The 17,526-nt window shown below is 67.6% G+C and carries 20 protein-coding genes; 11 read left to right on the forward strand and 9 right to left on the reverse strand.

Annotated elements, in window-relative coordinates; genetic code table 11:
- Window position 1: 1 nt before the first annotated feature.
- Window positions 2-766 carry a DUF4190 domain-containing protein gene (locus tag AB0M22_RS29825; RefSeq protein WP_364733790.1) on the reverse strand — a complete coding sequence of 255 codons (765 nt, stop codon included), beginning with the start codon at window positions 764-766 and terminating at the stop codon, window positions 2-4.
- 195 nt (window positions 767-961) lie between these two features.
- Between AB0M22_RS29825 and AB0M22_RS29830 the strand changes: the two genes are divergently transcribed.
- Window positions 962-1,315 carry a hypothetical protein gene (locus AB0M22_RS29830; protein ID WP_364733793.1) on the forward strand — a complete coding sequence of 118 codons (354 nt, stop codon included), beginning with the start codon at window positions 962-964 and terminating at the stop codon, window positions 1,313-1,315.
- Window positions 1,316-1,334: 19 nt separating this feature from the next.
- Here the strand turns inward: AB0M22_RS29830 and AB0M22_RS29835 are convergent, their stop codons facing one another.
- The 3 genes from AB0M22_RS29835 to AB0M22_RS29845 form a co-directional block, all read right to left on the reverse strand.
- Window positions 1,335-2,003 (reverse strand): helix-turn-helix domain-containing protein, encoded by a 669-nt coding sequence (locus tag AB0M22_RS29835; RefSeq protein WP_364733795.1) that lies wholly within the window; start codon window positions 2,001-2,003, stop codon window positions 1,335-1,337.
- The gene (locus AB0M22_RS29840) at window positions 1,987-3,132 is read right to left on the reverse strand and encodes an acyl-CoA dehydrogenase family protein (RefSeq protein ID WP_364733797.1); all 1,146 of its coding nucleotides are present in this window, start codon (window positions 3,130-3,132) and stop codon (window positions 1,987-1,989) included. The genes AB0M22_RS29835 and AB0M22_RS29840 overlap by 17 nt, the downstream gene beginning before the upstream one ends.
- 131 nt (window positions 3,133-3,263) lie before the next feature.
- Window positions 3,264-3,953, reverse strand: a complete 690-nt coding sequence (locus AB0M22_RS29845) for a TetR/AcrR family transcriptional regulator (RefSeq protein ID WP_364733800.1) — start codon at window positions 3,951-3,953, stop codon at window positions 3,264-3,266.
- Between the two features lie 210 nt (window positions 3,954-4,163).
- On the opposite strand from AB0M22_RS29845, the gene AB0M22_RS29850 reads away from it, so the two are divergent.
- The 5 genes from AB0M22_RS29850 to AB0M22_RS29870 all read left to right on the forward strand — a co-directional run bounded on the left by AB0M22_RS29850 (window position 4,164) and on the right by AB0M22_RS29870 (window position 9,229).
- Complete coding sequence (locus AB0M22_RS29850; protein ID WP_364733802.1) at window positions 4,164-5,093, forward strand: alpha/beta fold hydrolase; 930 nt, start codon at window positions 4,164-4,166, stop codon at window positions 5,091-5,093.
- Between the two features lie 37 nt (window positions 5,094-5,130).
- Window positions 5,131-5,346: a hypothetical protein gene (locus tag AB0M22_RS29855; protein ID WP_364733804.1), complete on the forward strand. Its 216-nt coding sequence runs from the start codon at window positions 5,131-5,133 to the stop codon at window positions 5,344-5,346.
- On the forward strand, window positions 5,343-6,866 hold the full coding sequence (locus tag AB0M22_RS29860; RefSeq protein WP_364733806.1) for a hypothetical protein: 1,524 nt from the start codon (window positions 5,343-5,345) through the stop codon (window positions 6,864-6,866). Before AB0M22_RS29855 ends, AB0M22_RS29860 begins: the two co-directional genes overlap by 4 nt.
- 45 nt (window positions 6,867-6,911) lie before the next feature.
- A complete protein-coding gene (locus AB0M22_RS29865) occupies window positions 6,912-7,703 on the forward strand; it encodes a hypothetical protein (protein ID WP_364733808.1) in 792 nt (263 codons plus the stop codon).
- A gap of 95 nt (window positions 7,704-7,798) precedes the next feature.
- Window positions 7,799-9,229, forward strand: coding sequence for an SDR family NAD(P)-dependent oxidoreductase (locus AB0M22_RS29870; protein ID WP_364733811.1), 1,431 nt, complete (start codon window positions 7,799-7,801; stop codon window positions 9,227-9,229).
- 125 nt (window positions 9,230-9,354) lie between these two features.
- On the opposite strand, the gene AB0M22_RS29875 is transcribed toward AB0M22_RS29870, so the two are convergent.
- Genes AB0M22_RS29875 through AB0M22_RS29890 form a run of 4 tightly spaced genes read right to left on the reverse strand, consistent with a single transcriptional unit; the run spans window position 9,355 to window position 11,818 of the window.
- Window positions 9,355-9,645, reverse strand: a complete 291-nt coding sequence (locus AB0M22_RS29875) for a hypothetical protein (protein WP_364733814.1) — start codon at window positions 9,643-9,645, stop codon at window positions 9,355-9,357.
- A gap of 10 nt (window positions 9,646-9,655) precedes the next feature.
- A complete protein-coding gene (locus tag AB0M22_RS29880; protein WP_364733816.1) occupies window positions 9,656-11,134 on the reverse strand; it encodes a hypothetical protein in 1,479 nt (492 codons plus the stop codon).
- Complete coding sequence (locus AB0M22_RS29885; protein ID WP_364733819.1) at window positions 11,131-11,433, reverse strand: WXG100 family type VII secretion target; 303 nt, start codon at window positions 11,431-11,433, stop codon at window positions 11,131-11,133. The genes AB0M22_RS29880 and AB0M22_RS29885 overlap by 4 nt, the downstream gene beginning before the upstream one ends.
- Before the next feature lie 52 nt (window positions 11,434-11,485).
- The gene (locus AB0M22_RS29890; RefSeq protein ID WP_364733822.1) at window positions 11,486-11,818 is read right to left on the reverse strand and encodes a WXG100 family type VII secretion target; all 333 of its coding nucleotides are present in this window, start codon (window positions 11,816-11,818) and stop codon (window positions 11,486-11,488) included.
- Window positions 11,819-12,131: 313 nt separating this feature from the next.
- Between AB0M22_RS29890 and AB0M22_RS29895 the strand changes: the two genes are divergently transcribed.
- A complete protein-coding gene (locus AB0M22_RS29895; RefSeq protein ID WP_364733824.1) occupies window positions 12,132-12,911 on the forward strand; it encodes a class I SAM-dependent methyltransferase in 780 nt (259 codons plus the stop codon).
- A 16-nt stretch (window positions 12,912-12,927) separates the two neighbouring features.
- Window positions 12,928-13,317 (forward strand): DUF2784 domain-containing protein, encoded by a 390-nt coding sequence (locus AB0M22_RS29900; RefSeq protein WP_364733827.1) that lies wholly within the window; start codon window positions 12,928-12,930, stop codon window positions 13,315-13,317.
- Window positions 13,318-13,351: 34 nt separating this feature from the next.
- Here the strand turns inward: AB0M22_RS29900 and AB0M22_RS29905 are convergent, their stop codons facing one another.
- Window positions 13,352-14,125: an alpha/beta fold hydrolase gene (locus AB0M22_RS29905; RefSeq protein WP_364733829.1), complete on the reverse strand. Its 774-nt coding sequence runs from the start codon at window positions 14,123-14,125 to the stop codon at window positions 13,352-13,354.
- A gap of 40 nt (window positions 14,126-14,165) precedes the next feature.
- On the opposite strand from AB0M22_RS29905, the gene AB0M22_RS29910 reads away from it, so the two are divergent.
- The 3 genes from AB0M22_RS29910 to AB0M22_RS29920 all read left to right on the forward strand — a co-directional run bounded on the left by AB0M22_RS29910 (window position 14,166) and on the right by AB0M22_RS29920 (window position 17,510).
- Window positions 14,166-15,512: a CoA transferase gene (locus AB0M22_RS29910; protein WP_364733832.1), complete on the forward strand. Its 1,347-nt coding sequence runs from the start codon at window positions 14,166-14,168 to the stop codon at window positions 15,510-15,512.
- Window positions 15,513-15,586: 74 nt separating this feature from the next.
- Window positions 15,587-16,609: a nucleoside hydrolase gene (locus tag AB0M22_RS29915; protein ID WP_364734051.1), complete on the forward strand. Its 1,023-nt coding sequence runs from the start codon at window positions 15,587-15,589 to the stop codon at window positions 16,607-16,609.
- Window positions 16,602-17,510, forward strand: coding sequence for an amidohydrolase family protein (locus AB0M22_RS29920; RefSeq protein ID WP_364733834.1), 909 nt, complete (start codon window positions 16,602-16,604; stop codon window positions 17,508-17,510). Before AB0M22_RS29915 ends, AB0M22_RS29920 begins: the two co-directional genes overlap by 8 nt.
- The last annotated feature ends 16 nt before the right edge of the window (window positions 17,511-17,526 follow it).

The raw sequence follows: 17,526 nt of genomic DNA on the forward strand, positions 1-17,526 counted from the left end.
GCTACTCGGTCCATAACACCCAGGTGCCGCTGCGGCCCGCGCTCTCGCAGACCAGCGCGCGGCCGTCGGAGGTACGGGCGGTTTTCGCCGCGCTCCCATCACATTTCGAGCCGGCCTGCTGCACCACCGTGGACACCGTGTACGGACCGGCCCACTGGTAGTTGCCGGAACTGAGTAAGCAGATCAGCGTGCTACCGTCCGCGGCGTTGCCGACCTGACCGACCTGCCCCTCGGTGCACGACGCACCCTTTTTCAGGTTGCTCTGGCTCGTCGTGGACGGACTCGCCGTCGTGGTCACCACCGCGCTCGGCGCGGCCGGGACGGTCGGCTGCGGCACCTGATCCACGGTCGACTGCGCCGTGAGACTCGCCGCGGGCTTGTCCGCGCGAGTCAGCGAGTCGGGCAACATGTTTCCGGACACCACCACCAACCCGGCCAGCGCCGTCACCTCCGCGACGCCGATCAGCAACGCGAACATCGCCATCACCCGGCCGCGCGGATGGGAGAACGCGATGAAGCCGAAAACGATGGCGACCGGAAACAATCCGACCAAGGCCGCCACCAACGCGACGATCGCGTACGGATTCACGATCGGCGGAATCTCCACCCGCAATCGACCGGTCCGGCGTCGGCTCGGCGCCGGTTCCGGCCAGCGTTCCTCGGGTTCCTGCTCGACCCACTGTTCTTCTTCGCCCGCCGCGGGCCACCGATCGTCCGGCTCTGCCGCAGGCCAACGTTCACTTTCACGGCGTTCCGCCCGTGCCATGCCAGGTCCCTCTCCACACCAACCACCGTGCAGGAACCTCGGACTGCCCGGACCCGCCCCGATATCCCGACCAACAATAGGGGCCTGACGGCGCGACATCATCTGAAACGTCCAATTACTAGCCGTTTTCCCCGCCATAGGTTCATGCTGATCGGAAAGTGTCACTGATCTTGTGCTGACTCCCTAGGAGGATCCATGTTCGGTAGCACCACCTCCGAAGGCCGGGAAAATCGGCCTTGGCACGCTCAGGCCGGCGATCTACTCGGCGACAATTACAACGTTCCCGGCCTCATTCTGTGCGCGCTCGGCATCGTCGCGCTGGCCTGCACGCTCACCGCCGCCGGATACGGCTTCGACGATTGGACCCAGACCGGCGCGATCATCACCGCCGCGCTGTGGATTCTCGGCATCGGCGCGCTGGTGGTCGAGCATCGGCGCGAGGAGGTGATCGAGTTGAAGTACGGCAGGCTCGGTCACGCACCGGGCCACCGGCGGCCGGTGCGCTACAGCATGGAACCGGGCGACACCGCGCCGGAGGCGCTCACCTAGTGCGCACGGACCGCCGCGCTCAGGTGTGGCGGTCCACCTTCGGCAGCGACTCGGTGACCAGCGTCATCAGCATGTCGGCGAGCAACTCGTGCACCTGCGGGCGGGTCAGCGTGCCGCGGGTGATCCATTCGCGCCCCGCCACTTTCACCAAACCACCGTAGGCGCGGACCATCGCGCGCAATGCCGCACTGCGTGCAGAATCGGCGAGGCCGACCATCAGCAGCAGTCGTTCGGCCGCCGCGTCGTCGGCCTGATCGAGGATCTGCTGCACCTCGGGATCGTCGCCGACGCCCTCGTGGCTGGTCACCTTCACCCAGGTGCTGCCGTGCTCGGCGATGGTGTCCAGCAGCCAGTGCACGCTTGCGTCCACGCGCTCACGCTCGGTGCCGGTCGGCACGATCATGTCGTCGAGCTTCGGCAACGTGACCATCCGGCGCACCACCGCGAGGTAGAGGTCGCGCTTGTTGCCGAAGTAGTGGTTGATCAGCCCGCGGGCCACCCCGGCACGCTGCGCCAGCTCCGCGGTGGAGACAGCCGCGTACGGGCGCTCACCGAACATGTCGATCGCGCACGCCAGGATCTGCGCCCGCCGCTCGTCGGGTTCGAGCCGGCGGCGCCGCGGCAACGCGGCATCGTCGGCTGTCCGGCGAGCGGTGGGCTCGCTCGTCGTATCAGAGAGACCGGGCAATGAGATCCTTCATCACCTCGTTGCTACCCGCGAGGATGCGCAGGACGCGGGCGCCGGTGTAGAGCTGCGAAATCGGATACTCCGTCATGTAGCCGTAGCCGCCGAACAGTTGCAGGCAGCGGTCAACCACGATACCCAGTTGGTCGGTGAGCCAGTATTTCGACATCGCCGCTGTGGGAATGTCCAGCTCGCCGCGCAGGTGCTTGACGATGCAGTCATCGAGGAACGTGCGGCTGATCTTCGCGATGGTCGCGCACTCGGCCAGCTCGAATTTGGTGTTCTGCATGGCGAACAGCGGCTTGCCGAACGCCTCGCGGCCCTTGGTGTAGTCGATGGTCAGCTGCACGGCCTGCTCCATCATCGCGACCGCGATGATGCCGGTGACCAGTCGTTCCTGGGCCAGCATCTGCATCATCTGGTAGAAACCCTGGCCCTCGGCCTCGCCGAGCAGGTTTGAGGCGGGTACCCGCAGTCCGTCGAAGAACAGCTCGGCGGTGTCCTGGGCCTTGCCGCCGATCTTGTTCAGGATGCGGCCGCGCTTGAAGCCGGGGGTGTCGTCGGAGACGTCGGCGAAGATCAGCGAGACGCCGGACGCGCCCTTGGTCGGGTCGGTCTTGGCGGCGATGATGATGCCGTCGCAGAGCCAGCCGTTGGTGATGAAGATCTTCGAGCCGGTGATGACGTACTCGTCGCCCTCGCGGATCGCGCGGGTCTTGATGTTCTGTAGATCGGAGCCGGTGCCGGGCTCGGTCATGCCGATGGAGAGCACCATCTCGCCGCTGGCCGCCTTGGGCAGCACGCGCTGCTTGAGTTCCGCGGAACCGAATTCCTTCAGGTACGGCGCGATGATCGAGCTGTGCACCGGCATGCCCATCGAGCCGTCGCCGGCCCGGGACTGCTCCTCGATGATCGCCGCTTCGTGCGCGAAAGTACCGCCGCCCCCGCCGAATTCGGTCGGGATCGCGGTGCACAGCAGGCCCAGCTCGCCCGCCCGGTTGTACAGCGCGCGATCGGGGTGGCCCTGCGCGACGAACTTCTCCTCGTGCGGGACGACCTCCTTCTCGAAGAACGCCTTCGCCAGGTCGCGGACCGCCTCGACCTCGTCGTCACTCCATGCGGCGCGTGCCATCATCGAATCCTTTGCTCGCAACTCTCCCGGCGCCCGTGCCGGTCCTCGCCAACAGATTGTCGCACTATTGGCAGAGTGTCAACAAGACCGGCACGCAACGAATCACCGACAGCGATAAGCGCTGGCAGAGGTCAGCTTGCGGGTTGTTGCGCCTGATTGACGGCGGCGAGCGAGGTGAAGATCGGCGTCTCCGGATCGGCCGAGATGCCCTGCCTGCGCAGGAATCCGTCGATCAGCCCCCAGACGAAGTCGGTGGCCTGATCGATGAACTCGGCGGTGCGCTCCGGATGCGGCACCACGGTGTCCGCCAGCCACAGGTCGGTGATCGACACGACGACGCCGACCACCGCGCGGGACAGGTAGTCGATGCCCGCGGTATCGATCGGAATCGACTCGGCGATGTCGCGGGCCTGCCGGGCGAAGCGGTCCGATGCGGCCCGGCCGAGGTCGAACTGCAACACCGTTCCGTCGGACTGCTGGGTCACCTGCGCCTGGCCCAGGAAGCGAAAAACGTTGGGATGCTGCAGAATACTGTCGGCGTATCCGGTGAGCACCCGGCGCAGCGCGATCCGCGGCGGTTGCAGCATGAGCGTCAGATCGTTGCCCGCGGCGGCCGCGGCGGCCTTGGCCATCCGGTTGCCGATCTCGGTGTAGAGATCGGCCTTGTCGGCGAACTGCCGGTACAGGCGGGGCTTGGTGATGCCGGCCTCGCGGGCGATGTCGTCCATGCTCGGCCGCGGCCCGTCCCGGTCGATCACCCGGATCGCGGCGTCGACGATCTCCGCACGGAAGGTCGTCGAACGGACGCTGGGACGAGGCACGACCGCAGCATACACGTACCGGTGGTACGGATATTGGCGTGAGGTACGCCATAGTCTGCGGCTAGCCCTCCCGCATTCGCGGATTTCTTCGTACTGTCAGTATCGGAAAACGTACTAGCGGTACGGGTCGAGCGTTCCAGCACTCCACACGAGTGCCCGGCCGACCACTGCATCACCGTCCGGCAGCCCGCACCCGAACGAGGCAACAAGATGACCAACCAGCTCGACACCGATACGCCCCGCCCGGATCGGCAGTGGACGGTGACCGCCGACGGCACCGAACTCGCCGTCTACGAATGGGGCGACCCCGCCGCCGCACCCTTGGTCCTGGTGCACGGCCTCACCGACACCCATCGCGTGTGGGCCACGGTCGCCGCGCTGCTGTCCGACGGTTTCCGGGTGATCACCTACGACGTGCGCGGCCACGGCCGTTCGGCCACCCCCGCGCTGCTCGCGGACTTCCGGCTCGACCGGCTGGCCGCCGACTTCTTCGCGGTGATCGACGCCGCCAGTCCGAAGCGCCCGGTGCACACCTGCGGGCACGGCTGGGGCGCGGTGCAGCTGTGGGAGGCGGTGTGCGACCCGCGGGCGAACACCCGGATCGCCTCGTTCACCGCGATTTCCGGCCCGAACCTCGATCATCTCGGCCTGTGGCTGCGGGCCGTCGCGCCGCACGCCAAGCTGCGCGCGGGCGATCTCGGCTGGTGGTGGAGCGGGGTGCGCTGGACGCTGCGCCCGATTCCGGTGGCGCGCAGGCTCTATCCGCCGCGGGTGCGCACGCTGGTGGTGGAACGGCTCGGCGGTCTCTCGCCCTTGCCCGCGCGGATCGCGCGCACCTGGCGCACGGATCTACTCGCCGGCGGCCGGATCGCGCAGGCCAACCTGCTGCATCATCTGCGCAGGCCGCGGGTTCGCCGCACCGCGGTGCCGGTGCAGCTGCTCGTCGACACCACCGACCCGTTCGTGCCCGTCTCCATCTACGACACCTCGACGCGCTGGGTGGACCGGCTGTGGCGCTGTGCCGTCCCGGCCGATCACTGGCTGCCGGTTACCGAGCCACTGCTGGTCGCCGAGGCGATCGCCAACTTCGTCGACGACATGCGCGCCGACCACGCCGCGATCACCCCGCGCAGCAGCTGACCTCATTGCACTCCCCCATAACCGATACGGAGATCCCATGCCGGACGCAGCCCAGCCGCTGATCCGCACCCTTGGCGCACCCCTGCCCGACGAATTCGACCGGCTCAGCGACTCCGATCTCGCCGAACTCGACCGCCTGCTGCGCAACGCGGTGACCGCGCGCGGCGAACGCCTCGGCGCGGCGGTCGAATCCTCGCTCCAGCTCATCCCCCGGCTGATGCGCCCGACGGTGAAACGAGCGTTAGGGCTGTGAGTGCGCAATTGATGGCGCGGGCAGAGACCACCAAACTCGCCCGCCTGCTAGACATTTCCGACCCGGCCGCGCTCGACTTCCTCAACGGCCTTTCCCCGGAGGCGATTCGGAGCTTCCGCGAACGCGCCACCGATCTACTGTTCGACCGCGATGCCGCGCGGATGAAACGCGTTGCCGCGGCGACGAAGCTGGTGCCGACCGCGATCAGCGCCAAGGCGGCCGAGCGCGCGTTCGGCCCGGTGCTGTGCGCGGCCGTCGCGGGTTCGGTCGAGCCGTCGCGCGCGGTGGACATCGCCAAGGCGCTGCCCGCCCGGTTCCTCGCCGAGACCGCGATCCAGCTCGATCCGCGGCGCACCGCCGACATCATCGCCGCGGTGCCCGCGAAACTGGTCGTCGAGGTGGCGCGAGAACTGTTGCGCCAGAACGACCATGTGACGATGAGCCGGTTCGTCGGCGTGGTCCCGGAGGAGTCGATGCGGGCCGCCGTGCCGGTGCTCGGCGACGCGGACCTGTTGCGCGTCGGCTTCCTCATGGAGGACAAATCCGCGCTGGACCGGCTGATGGCACTGGTCACCGACCGGCTCGCCGGGGTCATCCGCACCGCACACGAAGCAGACCTCTGGGCCGAGGGCATCGACCTGCTCGACAGCGTCGGCCACGAAAACCGCGCCGCCCTGGGCGATATCGCGGCCGGGCTCGGCGGCGAGGTGCTCGACGGCCTGATCGAGGCGGTCCGGACGCTCGACGCCTGGGACTCGCTGCTGCCGGTGACCAGCGCGATGAACGCGGACAGCTTGCGCGCATTCGCCGAAAGGCCTGCGGTACAGGAGGAATCGGTGCTCGCCTCGATCATGAACGCCGCGTTGAACAAGGGCTTCTGGCTCGATCTGCTGCCGCTGGTCGTGCATCTGCAGCCGGCCCAGCTGTCCATTCTGGCCGCGCGGCTGGCGGACAAGTCCGACGCGGAGCTGGGCGAGCTTGTCGCCCAGGCGGATACGGCGGGCCTGTGGAATTCCATGCTGCCGATCGCGTTCGCCATGACCGACACCGATCGCCGCCGCATGGCCGGTCTGCCGATCATGCAGAACCCCGACGTGCTGCGCGCGGTGATCGGCACCACCGCCGAGCACGAACTCTGGTCGCAGGCACTGCCTTTGGTGGACGCGCTGCCCGACTCCGCGACGCCGATCCTCGCGTCGTGCATCGGCGAGCTGAGCAAGGACCAACTGCTCGCCGCGGTGCTGGTCGCCGCGCGCAGCGAAAACATCGACACCCTGGTCGATATCGCGCTCGCGCAGGATCCCGAAGGCCGGGCGCGGGTGCTCGACCTCATCGACGGGATGGACGATCTCGACGAGTTCCTCGCCGCGCTGACCCCGGACACCCCAGATGTGGTGTGGCAGGGACTGATCGAGGTGCGCGCGGAAATCCCCGACGCCCTGCGCACCCGGCTGGCCGAACGCGCGGACACCTGCGGCCGCGGCACCGCGGCCGACGGACTGCGCGCGGATCCGGCCTGACTCGAACGCCGGGCGACACCCGCGCCGAGGTGATACTTTCGCCCCATGATGGGACCGGCTGGTCAGAGGCCTCCTAGCCTCAGCAACGCCGGATGGCTACACGAACCGTTGACGCCGATCGGCGCGATGCGCCCGTACCCGGACGGGCCGGTGCCGCCGCAACCGCTCGGCCGCTGGAAACAGCCGGGCGGCAACCGGGGCCGGCGCTGGAAGCTCGGCGCGCTGGCCGGCGTCTCGACGCTGGCGGTCGTCGCGGTGCTCGGCGTTTCCGACAGCCACCCCGCGGCGCCGGAACCCGACCTGCGCGGCTATCACTACGTCGACAACCTCTGTGCGATCACCGATACCGCGCCCTACCTGCACGCCGGATTCGTACTGGCCCCGTCCAGTTCGGCGACGCTGCGCTACCCCCTGCACCAAACCCGCCTGCACCCCGCCCTCGACACGATGAACTGCACGATCCGCCTGGCCCCGCCCGGACCGAGCGAGCGCGCCGACGACACCACGCTCATGGTGAACGCGGCGGTGCACAAGCGCGCCGATCCCGCGCCCGAGTTCACCGCCCGGTTCGAGACCTGGACGCAGGCCGAACTCGCCGAGGACGACCGGGTCAGCAAGCTGGACGGAATCGGCGACGAGGCCTACCTCGTGCGCAAGGAGACCGAGCACGCCCAGAACACCGGCGTCACACTGGCCATTCGGGACGGCTGGACCACCTTCGAGATCAGCTGGCTGCACCCGCCCTCGGTGCGCACCACCACCGACATCACGGTGCCCGAAGTCGTCGAATTGCTGAAGCACACGGCCGCCACCACCATGGCGCTGCTGCGCGCGTAGGCCACCGAGAGGTAACCGGGCGGCAACCAGGTCGCGGAGTTTGCGACAATGGTCGGGTCGATTTCCCAGCTCACCGAAGGATGCCTGTACCACCGATGGCCGAAAGCATGATTGATCCGGACGAGCTCGCGACCTGTCTGCGGGTACTGGACCAGGCCGGGCAGCTGGAAAAGGAGCATCCCGACTCGGTGGCGGTGCAGCGCGCGGTCGGCCACATGTTCAAGAAGCTCAAGCAGCGCCGCCGGATCGAAGCCAGGACGGCCGTGGCCGAGGCGGACCGCGAGGTCATCGCCGCGACCGCCACCGGTTCGCCGCAGCGGATCGACGACGAGACCGCGGGCATCCCGCTCGCCTCGAACGCCCGCGGGGCGACCGCGGGCACGCTGATCCGGGCGCGGCCCTGCTACATCTGCAAGCAGCCGTACACGCAGGTCGACGCGTTCTACCACCAGCTGTGCCCGGAATGCGCCGCGAGCAGCCACAGCAAGCGGGACGCTCGTACCGATCTGACCGGTCGCCGCGCCCTGCTCACCGGCGGGCGGGCCAAGATCGGCATGTACATCGCGCTGCGGCTGCTGCGCGACGGCGCGCACACCACGATCACCACCCGCTTCCCGAACGACGCCATCCGCCGCTTCGCTGCCATGGACGACAGCGGCGACTGGCTGCACCGGCTGCGCGTGGTCGGCATCGACCTGCGCGATCCGGCGCAGGTGGTCGCGCTCGCCGACGACGTCGCGGCGCAGGGCCCGCTCGACATCCTGATCAACAACGCCGCGCAGACCGTGCGCCGCTCCCCCGGCTCGTACAGCGCGCTGGTCGACGCCGAGTCCGGTCCGCTGCCCGCCGGCGCGCTGCCCGACGTGGTGACCTTCGGCAAGACGATGCAGGCGCACCCCACCGCGCTCACCGCCTCGCTCACCCCGACCCTGTCCGCGGCCGACATCGCCGAACTCGCGCTGGTCGCGGGATCGGCCACGCCCGAACGCATTTCGCGCGGCATCGCGATCGACGCCGGCGGCCTGGTGCCGGATCTGGCGCACACCAACAGCTGGGTGCAGACCGTCGCCGAGGTCGATCCGACCGAACTGCTCGAAGTGCAGCTGTGCAATTCGGTCGCGCCGTTCATCCTGGTCTCGCGGCTGCGCCCGGCCATGGCGGCGGCAGCGGCCCGGCGCAAGTACATCGTCAACGTCTCGGCGATGGAAGGCCAGTTCGCCCGCGCCTACAAGGGACCGGGTCACCCGCACACCAACATGGCCAAGGCCGCGCTGAACATGCTGACCCGCACCAGCGCGGGCGAAATGCTCGAAGCCGACGGCATTTTGATGACCGCGGTGGACACCGGCTGGATCACCGACGAGCGCCCGCACTACACGAAGGTCCGGCTCGCCGAGGAGGGCTTCCACGCGCCGCTCGACCTGGTGGACGGCGCGGCCCGCGTCTACGACCCGATCGTGCAGGGCGAGAACGGCGTGGACCTGCACGGCTGCTTCCTCAAGGACTACCGGCCCTCGCCCTGGTAATCCGGCGGCGCCCCGGGCAGAATCGGCCGCACACTAGCACCTTCCCGTATTCGGTGATCAGGTGTCGATACGAAGCAGTCGTGCAGGTGCGGTGCCCGCGGCCCCGATCGGTTCGTCCGTGCTGGTCATCTCCCCTGCTCTCCCTCGTCGACGGGGTTTCCGTTCTGGTCGAACCACTGGCCGCCCTTGACAGTCCAGCCCTCCCATTCGGTTCCCTCCAGATCATCGGAGAACCGGCCGCCGAATCCTGCCGGGGCGGTCCCTTGCGGGGCCGGTTTCGCTGCGCGGATGTCGGCGTCGAACTGATCGAGAATTGCTTGGTTGCGCGCGAATTCTTCCGGGGTCGGCAATTTCATTCCAGCCGCTTCTGCTTCTTCGCGGGTGTAAAAGATCTTCCCGCCTACTTCTTTCGGCATGATGCCCTCCCTACATTTCCGACATGGTGATAAGGATACGCCCGTCTTTGAGCGGCGTTTTTTCGTGTACCATGAAATTGGTGCCCGGTGGGAACACGATTTCATCGGGGGTTCCATATTGGCTGAATTCGCGGCCGCTTTTGCTCACGATCCGCATTTCCACTTTTGAGCTGTTGACCAGCAGTTCGTTCGAGCCTTCCAGCTTGTCACTCGCGGACATAAATCCTTTGTCGCTATAGGGCTGGTTGGGTATGAATTCGTCCAGGGATTCCGGGCGCATATTCGTATGACGCACCACCGGCCCCTCATGTTTGGGCAGCTTCTCCAGTGCCTTGGTCAAGTCTTCGACCTGTTTGGCCTGCGCGGGAGTGAGGTCATCGCCCTTGCGCAGTAGTCGCGAAAGTGAAGCCCCGGTGCGGGGATCGTTGATGCCTTGGGTGAGAATGTCGCGCTCGGCCTGCGTCAGCGTCGTAGCGGTCGGGGAGATCGGCGGCCGTGCTTTGAGAATTCCGCCGGGGGCGAGTTCTTCGAGTCGTTTCACCTCTTGGAGAGCGCGGGATAGGTCTCGGTCGAATTTCACTCCGGCCGCGATTTTGCGGTTGTTGCGCCAGGTTTCGATGATCAGGCGCATGGGCTTGGCGTAGCGGGCGCAGATGGCGGCGGTCGCGGCCAGTCCGATTGCGGCTCCGGCTCCGAAGGTGATGAAACTCGAGGCGACCGACATAGTGGCAGTGATCGCCAATTCCTGGATCAGCGCGTCGCGCACCATCTCGAGCTGTTGTTTGAGTAGGTCGCGCAGCTCATCGAGCGCGACACGGTGATCGCGGCACGACTGCGCCAGGTCACCCATCGCCGCCAGCGTCGATTCCGCCGACGTTTTCAGCGCGCGCAGGTCCTCATCGATGAAAGCCGCTTCTGGGGCAATAATGTCCTGAAACGCGACCGCGGCCGCCTCGAGCACGGCCGGGAAGCCCGCCGCGCCGGCCGAATCCTTCGCACCGTCCCAGGTCAGCGCAGCATTGGAGATGAGCGTGGCGTTGCCGTCCGGCACGGTGAGGCCGATCTTTGCGACCAGGCCGAGCCCTCCGTCGACCAGGCCCTGACCGGGGCCGCCCGCGCTGGGCAGCGGCACCCGGCACACCAGCACCGAATTGAGCGGGGCCGCGGGTTTGACCGGAGCCGAGACTGCATCGATCGTCGCGTTGTACTCCCCCATGGCTCGCTGGAAACCCATCTCGTTGAGCACCACTGCGTACGAATGCGCGGCGGTGGCAACGCCTTCCACCATTTTCAGGATCTCGGTGGCGCGTTTGTCGTAGGAGGTGGCCCAGGCTACGGCGTCGTCGTAGCTGCCCGCCATGTGCGTAGCCTTTGCCAGCTCCGGCCACCGCGCGTCGATATCGGACCACCAGGCCGACGCAGCGGCCGCAATTTTGGTCGCTGCGTCGTAGTAGACGCTGGTGTCGACGTCGAGAACGGTGCCGGTCACTGGCCCGACCGCCCGAGCATGGACAGGTTCGCGGTGGTGCTCGCGTTGTAGGAGGCGCGCGCCGACGCAGCAGCAGCGCGCATTCTCTCCAGCCCGTCGGCCATCTTGGCGGCGGCGGCGGTCCACTCCGCGTGCGCGGTCGCGTGCGCGTCGGCGGCGGCCCCGTCCCAGGTCGATTGCATGGCGGCGATGCGCTGATCCAGCTCGACCAGGGCGTCGGCCACGAACGAATTGAGTGCCGCGACCTTGGCCGTGACCGCGTCGAGATGATCCAGGTCTACTCGGTATTGATCAGTCATAGGCGTTGTCCCCCAGTGGGATTGGATCGGAATAGCGAGAGTGTGCGAGTGCTCAGGGAAGGTCGAGAGAGCTGACCGTGTTCGCGGTGGTGTTGTCCTGAGCGACGGTGCGGTCTACGACCACGCCCAACAGATCGCCCATGTCGGCGAGTGCCTCGAATACATCGAGCGCTCCGCGGTGAACGGTGTCCCATGCGGACCCGTACGCGGTAGCGGCGCGGCCGTGCCAGCTCGATTCGAGACCGGCGACCTCGGCGGATGTGGAGCGAACGCTGCTGATGAGGTTCTGTGCAGTGGTTTGTATGTACTGACCGGCTGCCCTGACATGCTCAGGCATGACGGTCAAATCGCTCGGCGTATGCGCCGATGACGCGGTATCAGACATCTGGCTCCTCAGGTGTCCCCCTGGACTAAGTTTTGCTCTTGGCTCCTCTGACGCACCAACCGGCCTGAAGATTTCATTTGAAATGACTGGTGTTCACGCAGGAAAGCGAGTTATCAGGCTACACCGCAAGGAATCTCGCGGCGGGCCGGTCATCCCATCAAAATAGCCGTCACATATAGCTGATCTTCGGAAATCTCCCGCTTTGCACGGCGTCGACCTGCACGGCTGCTTCCTCAAGGACTACGGCCCTCGCCCTGGTAATCCGGCGGCGCCCCGGGCAGAATCGGCCGCACACCGATCTACGAGGGGCGGCATGACGAATCAGAGTGGGCTCGGTGCGCTGGTGCACGATCGGCTGCCGTTCCTGCGCTGGTCGACCATCCGGATGGGGCTCGGGATCGGCCGCGTGCTGCGCACCGGGCAGGTGGGTGACGGGCGCGAACAGGCGCTGCTCGAGCATGTCCTGGCCACCGCCGCGGCGGGCGATCCGGACAGTGTGCTCGCCGCGATCGACGACTTCGCCAGGAACCGCAGTCTGCTGATGAATGTCGGCGACGAAAAGGGCCTGATCCTGGACAACGCCATCCAGCGGGCCGAGCCGACGCTACTGCTCGAACTGGGGGCTTACTGCGGATACAGCGCCGTGCGCACGGGCCGCGCGATGCCGGACGGCGCGCGACTCGTGTCGGTGGAGGCGAGCGCCGCCAATGCCGAAATCGCCCGTGCCGTCATCGAACACGCAGGCTTCGCCGATCGGATCACCGTGGTGGTCGGCATGATCGGCGACGGCGGCGCGACCATGCGGCACCTCGCCATCGAGCACGACTTCGGACCCGGTGCAGTTGATTTCGTGTTCATCGATCATCTCAAGACCGCGTACCTCCCCGATCTGAAGTCGATTCTGGCCGCGAGTTGGCTGCATCCGGGAACCGTCGTGGTGGCCGACAACGTCCGGATCCCGGGAGCGCCCGGTTATCGGCGCTACATGCGCGAGCACGAGGGTTCGAGCTGGCGCACCACCGAACACAAGACCCACCTCGAATACCAATCCCTGGTCGCCGATCTCGTGCTCGAATCCGAATACCTCGGCTGACGGTTACGCTGGTGGGATGCTGTATCGGCTGTTGGCCGACGCCACCGCCGTCGCGCATTTCGCGTTCGTGGCATACGTGGTCGTCGGGGGCTTTATCGCGTGGCGCCGGCCGCGCAGCATCTGGCTGCACCTGATCGCGTTCGGCTGGGGATTCAGCACGATCTTGTTCGGGCAGGAATGTCCGCTGACCCATTTGGAGAATTGGGCGCGGCATCGGGCCGGGGAGGCCGGGCTGCCGTCGAGTGGGTTCATCGACCACTACATCACCGGGGTGATCTATCCGGAGAACGCGCTCGGGTTGGTGCGGGTGCTCGTCGCGGTGTGCGTGGTGGTGTCCTGGGTGGGCTACGGATGGCTGCGGCGACGGGCGGCCGGATCGACCACCCGCCTTCAGGCATCCCACTAGCTACACACCGAAATAGATTGGCCGACAGCTGTTTTCAGGCACGTGAGCGGTCGCGCGCGAGCTGTTCCGCGACCACCTTCGCCACCTCGGCGGGCCGCTCGTCCAGATAGAAGTGACCGCCGGGGAACGTTGCGCGGTCGAAGGTTCCGGTGGTGAACTCGCGCCACTCGTCGGCCTGGTCCGGGGTCATCGTCGGGTCCTCGGTGCTGACCAGCGCGACGAGGTCGGCGGCCAGCGGGGCGCCCGGGGTGTAGCGATAGGTCTCCACGGCCTGGTAGTCGCCGCGCACGGCGGGCAGCACCAATTCCGCGAGACTTGGTTCGTCGAGCAGCATTTGGATCGGCGCGGGGTCCGCGGCCAACCGCTGCAACTCGGCGATCAGGTCGGCGTCGGTGCCGACGTGGATGCGCTGGGTCTCCACGAAAGTCGGTGCGGGACGGCCGGAGACGAACAATGTCGTCAACGCCTGCCCCTTGTTCTCCAGCCGGCGCGCGGTCTCGAACGCGACTGTTGCACCCATGCTATGACCGAAAAGCGCTAATCCGTCGATGATTCCGAGCTTCAGCACCTCTTCAGCAATCCGCTCGGCGAGCGTTTCGAGTTCGGTGATCGGCGCTTCGCCGAGCCGATCCTGCCGCCCCGGATACTGCACCGCGGCCACCTCGACGCCCGGACCGAACTGTTTCGCCAAATCTCGATAGGCGGTCGCCGGACCGCCGCCCGGCGGGAAACACAGCAGGTGGTGTCGGGGAGTCGCGTCCGGGCGCAGGCTCCGCAGCCAGTCACCGGACTCGATGGATCTGCCCATGTATAACTCCTTCTCAGACGGAACTATTACGCTCTTTCGCGTGAACGCGCACACACGGCTGGTCCACGACTACGAAGCCGGAATCGGTGTCACCCCCTCTGCCATTACGCCCTCACCCGATCCTGGCAGCAATCTGGCTGCGACACTGCCGGTCTGGTCGCTGGCCGCCGGGTCGGTCGCCGCGCTGATCGCCGCCGCGAACCGGATCCGCGGCGTCCGCGGGCTCGATCCCGTGGCGCACCGCATCGATCCCGCGCGCATCACGGCCGCGTTCTGTAGTGAACGGTTACTCAGCATCAGCGGTCGCCCCGCGACGATGTTCGGCGACCTGTCCGGATTCTTCCCCACCTTCGACGGGTGGGTGCGCACGCACGCCAACTATGCCCACCATCGCGATCGGCTGCTCACCGCGCTCGGGTTGCCGCTCGACGCGCCGTTCGATCTCGCGGTGGCGCAGATGGCGATGAGCCGCGCGGCCGACATCGAGGATCACGCCGCCGCGCACGGGGCGATCGCGGTGCGGGTGCGGACCGAGCAGGAGTGGCTGGGCAGCGCCGAAGGGTGGGCCGCGACGATGGGGCCGTTGGTCGCGATCGACCGGCGGGCCGATCGCGGGGAGCCCGGATTGCCCGTGGGCGCCGCGCCGTTCCAGCCGTTGCGTGGGCTGCGGGTGCTCGACCTGACCCGGGTGATCGCGGGGCCGGTGGCAACCCGGACTTTGGCGTTGCTGGGCGCGGATGTGCTGCGGGTGGATCCGCCGCAGTTGCCCGAAATCTCTTGGCAGTACGCGGATACCGGGCAGGGTAAGCGGTCGACGCTGGTCGACCTATGGGCGCAACTACCGCTGGTTCGGGATCTGCTGGCTTCGGCCGATGTGCTGGTGACCGGGTATCGGCCGGGTTCGCTGGAGCGCGCGGGACTCACCGCCGCCATGCGGCCGGGGATGGTGCACGGCCGGGTGAGCGCCTGGGGTGAGGCCGGGCCGTGGGCGGAGCGGCGTGGTTTCGACAGCATTGTGCAAGCGGCGTCCGGGATTTCGATCGCCGAGGGCGCGCCGTCGGTGCCGAGCGCATTGCCCGCGCAGGCACTCGACCATGCCTCGGGGTACCTGCTCGCCGCCGGCGTGATCGATGCGCTGGCCGCGCGGGCGTCCGACGGTGTCGGGCGGGACGTGCGAGTTTCCTTGGCGCGCACCGCCTCCTGGCTGCTCGCCGCACCGGGTCGCACCCCGCGCCACCCACCCGCCGCGCTGCCCGATCCCACCGAGGTGATGTCGTACGGCGAGGTCATCACCGCCACACCCGCCATCGCCGAGTACCCGGCCTACAGCTGGCCGGCTCCCACGTTCGGCGGTGATCGCCCGGCCTGGCCGTTGAAGACGCACTGACCGCCCGCGCACACCTCGGCCCGCTGCGCCAGGAGACCGGCGGATAGTCTCGTCGGGTGCGGCAGAAGATCATCATGGATGTCGATACCGGGGTCGACGATTCCCTCGCGCTGCTCTACCTCCTCGCATCACCGGAGGCCGAGATCGTCGGGATCGCGTCGACCGCAGGGAACGTGCCTGCCCCGCAGGTGGCGGCGAACAATCTCGCGTGGCTGGACGTGTGCCGGGCGCCGGAGATCGAGGTAGCCCTCGGGGCCGCCGAGCCGCTGGCGATCCCGCTGCGCACCACCGAGGACACGCACGGGCCGCAGGGGGTCGGTTATGCCGAGCTGCCGCCGTCCGCGCGCCCGCTGTCGGCGCGTTCGGCCGCGCAGATGTGGGTCGAGCTGGTGCGGGCGCATCCCGGTGAGATCGTCGGGCTGTGCACGGGGCCGCTGACCAATCTGGCGTTGGCCCTGCGGTTGGAGCCTGCGCTGCCGACGCTGTTGCGCCGGCTGGTGATCATGGGTGGCGCGTTCAATCACCCTGGAAACACCACGCCCACCAACGAATGGAACGTGCACGTCGATCCGGAGGCCGCGAAGGAGGTGTTCGACGCGTTTTCCGCCGCACCGCAGGATCGCCGGCCGATCGTCTGCGCGCTCGATATCACCGAGACCATCGAGATGCGGCCGAAGCACTTGGCGCAGCTGGCCGAGCGCGCGGGCAGCGTTCCGGTGGAGACGGTTTCGGAGGCCGATCCGCCGGAGGCGCGGTCGGCGGCGAGTAATCCGATCGTCCGGTACGCGACCGACGCGGTGCGGTTCTACTTCGACTTCCATCGGCTGTATGACCTCGGGTATCTCGCGCACATGCACGATCCGTTCGCGGCCGCGGTTGCGCTGGACCCGGCGCTTGCCGTCACTCGTCCGGCGACCGTCGATGTGGAGCTGGCCGGAACGTTGACGCGGGCGACCACGGTGGCCGACTGGGCGGGCATGTGGGGCCGGGAACCCAACGCGGACATCGTGATCGGCACCGATCAGGAGTTGTTCTTCGATCGGCTGATCACCCGGGTCGGCGACTTCGCACGGACGGTGTACCCGCAGGATGTGTGAGACCGGAACCGCCGTGCCCAGCGGCAAGGACGACAACGCCTACCTCGCCGCATTCCGCGATCGGCTCGGGTTGCCCGGAATCATCGACGTGCATACGCATTTCATGCCGGAGCCGGTGATGCGGAAGGTGTGGGCGTACTTCGATTCGGCCGGTCCGCTCACCGCCCGCACCTGGCCCATCGCCTATCGGGATGACGAGCAGGTTCGGTTGAAGACGTTGCGCGACTTCGGTGTTCGCGCATTCAGCTCGCTGGTCTATCCGCACAAGCCGGAGATGGGCGCCTGGCTCAACGCCTGGACCGCCGAGTTCGCCGAGCGGACCCCGGATTGCCTGCATACCGCGACGTTCTACCCCGAGCCCGCTGCTGAAAGCTATGTCGCAGAGGCGATTCGACGTGGCGCGCAACTGTTCAAGGTGCACGTCCAGGTCGGTGGGTTCGATCCCGGCGATCCGTTGCTCGACCCGGTGTGGGGATTGATTCAGGACGCGCGGATTCCGGTGGTGACCCACTGCGGGTCCGGGCCGGTGCCAGGCGAATTCACCGGGCCCGGACCCATTGCCGCTCTGCTGCGGCGCTTTCCACGGTTGCCGTTGATCGTCGCGCACATGGGTGCGCCCGAGTACACCGAATTCTTCGATCTGGCCGAGAAATACCCGGACATCCGGTTCGACACCACCATGACGTTCACCGACTTCTTCGAGGAAGTGGACCCGTTCCCGGCCGGTGAACGCGGCCGGCTGCATTCGCTCGGCGACCGGATCCTGTTCGGCAGCGACTTCCCGAACATCCCGTACACCTACGGGCACGCCGTCGAGGCGCTGGAGCGGCTCGACCTCGGCGATGAATGGTTGCGCAAGGTCTGCTATCAGAACGCGGCCGACCTGTTCGGCATCGCATAGCGCCGCGCCCGGCATG

This window comes from Nocardia sp. NPDC051756, assembly GCF_040681495.1.
GTDB lineage: Bacteria > Actinomycetota > Actinomycetes > Mycobacteriales > Mycobacteriaceae > Nocardia.

Excerpts from the sequence above, each read along its gene's own strand:
- AB0M22_RS29825 (WP_364733790.1), bottom strand. The coding sequence starts at position 766 with ATGGCACGGGCGGAACGCCGTGAAAGTGAACGTTGGCCTGCGGCAGAG.
- AB0M22_RS29830 (WP_364733793.1), top strand. The coding sequence starts at position 962 with ATGTTCGGTAGCACCACCTCCGAAGGCCGGGAAAATCGGCCTTGGCAC.
- AB0M22_RS29840 (WP_364733797.1), bottom strand. The coding sequence starts at position 3,132 with ATGGCACGCGCCGCATGGAGTGACGACGAGGTCGAGGCGGTCCGCGAC.
- AB0M22_RS29850 (WP_364733802.1), top strand. The coding sequence starts at position 4,164 with ATGACCAACCAGCTCGACACCGATACGCCCCGCCCGGATCGGCAGTGG.
- AB0M22_RS29855 (WP_364733804.1), top strand. The coding sequence starts at position 5,131 with ATGCCGGACGCAGCCCAGCCGCTGATCCGCACCCTTGGCGCACCCCTG.
- AB0M22_RS29865 (WP_364733808.1), top strand. The coding sequence starts at position 6,912 with ATGATGGGACCGGCTGGTCAGAGGCCTCCTAGCCTCAGCAACGCCGGA.
- AB0M22_RS29870 (WP_364733811.1), top strand. The coding sequence starts at position 7,799 with ATGGCCGAAAGCATGATTGATCCGGACGAGCTCGCGACCTGTCTGCGG.
- AB0M22_RS29875 (WP_364733814.1), bottom strand. The coding sequence starts at position 9,645 with ATGCCGAAAGAAGTAGGCGGGAAGATCTTTTACACCCGCGAAGAAGCA.
- AB0M22_RS29885 (WP_364733819.1), bottom strand. The coding sequence starts at position 11,433 with ATGACTGATCAATACCGAGTAGACCTGGATCATCTCGACGCGGTCACG.
- AB0M22_RS29890 (WP_364733822.1), bottom strand. The coding sequence starts at position 11,818 with ATGTCTGATACCGCGTCATCGGCGCATACGCCGAGCGATTTGACCGTC.
- AB0M22_RS29895 (WP_364733824.1), top strand. The coding sequence starts at position 12,132 with ATGACGAATCAGAGTGGGCTCGGTGCGCTGGTGCACGATCGGCTGCCG.
- AB0M22_RS29900 (WP_364733827.1), top strand. The coding sequence starts at position 12,928 with ATGCTGTATCGGCTGTTGGCCGACGCCACCGCCGTCGCGCATTTCGCG.
- AB0M22_RS29905 (WP_364733829.1), bottom strand. The coding sequence starts at position 14,125 with ATGGGCAGATCCATCGAGTCCGGTGACTGGCTGCGGAGCCTGCGCCCG.
- AB0M22_RS29915 (WP_364734051.1), top strand. The coding sequence starts at position 15,587 with ATGGATGTCGATACCGGGGTCGACGATTCCCTCGCGCTGCTCTACCTC.
- AB0M22_RS29920 (WP_364733834.1), top strand. The coding sequence starts at position 16,602 with ATGTGTGAGACCGGAACCGCCGTGCCCAGCGGCAAGGACGACAACGCC.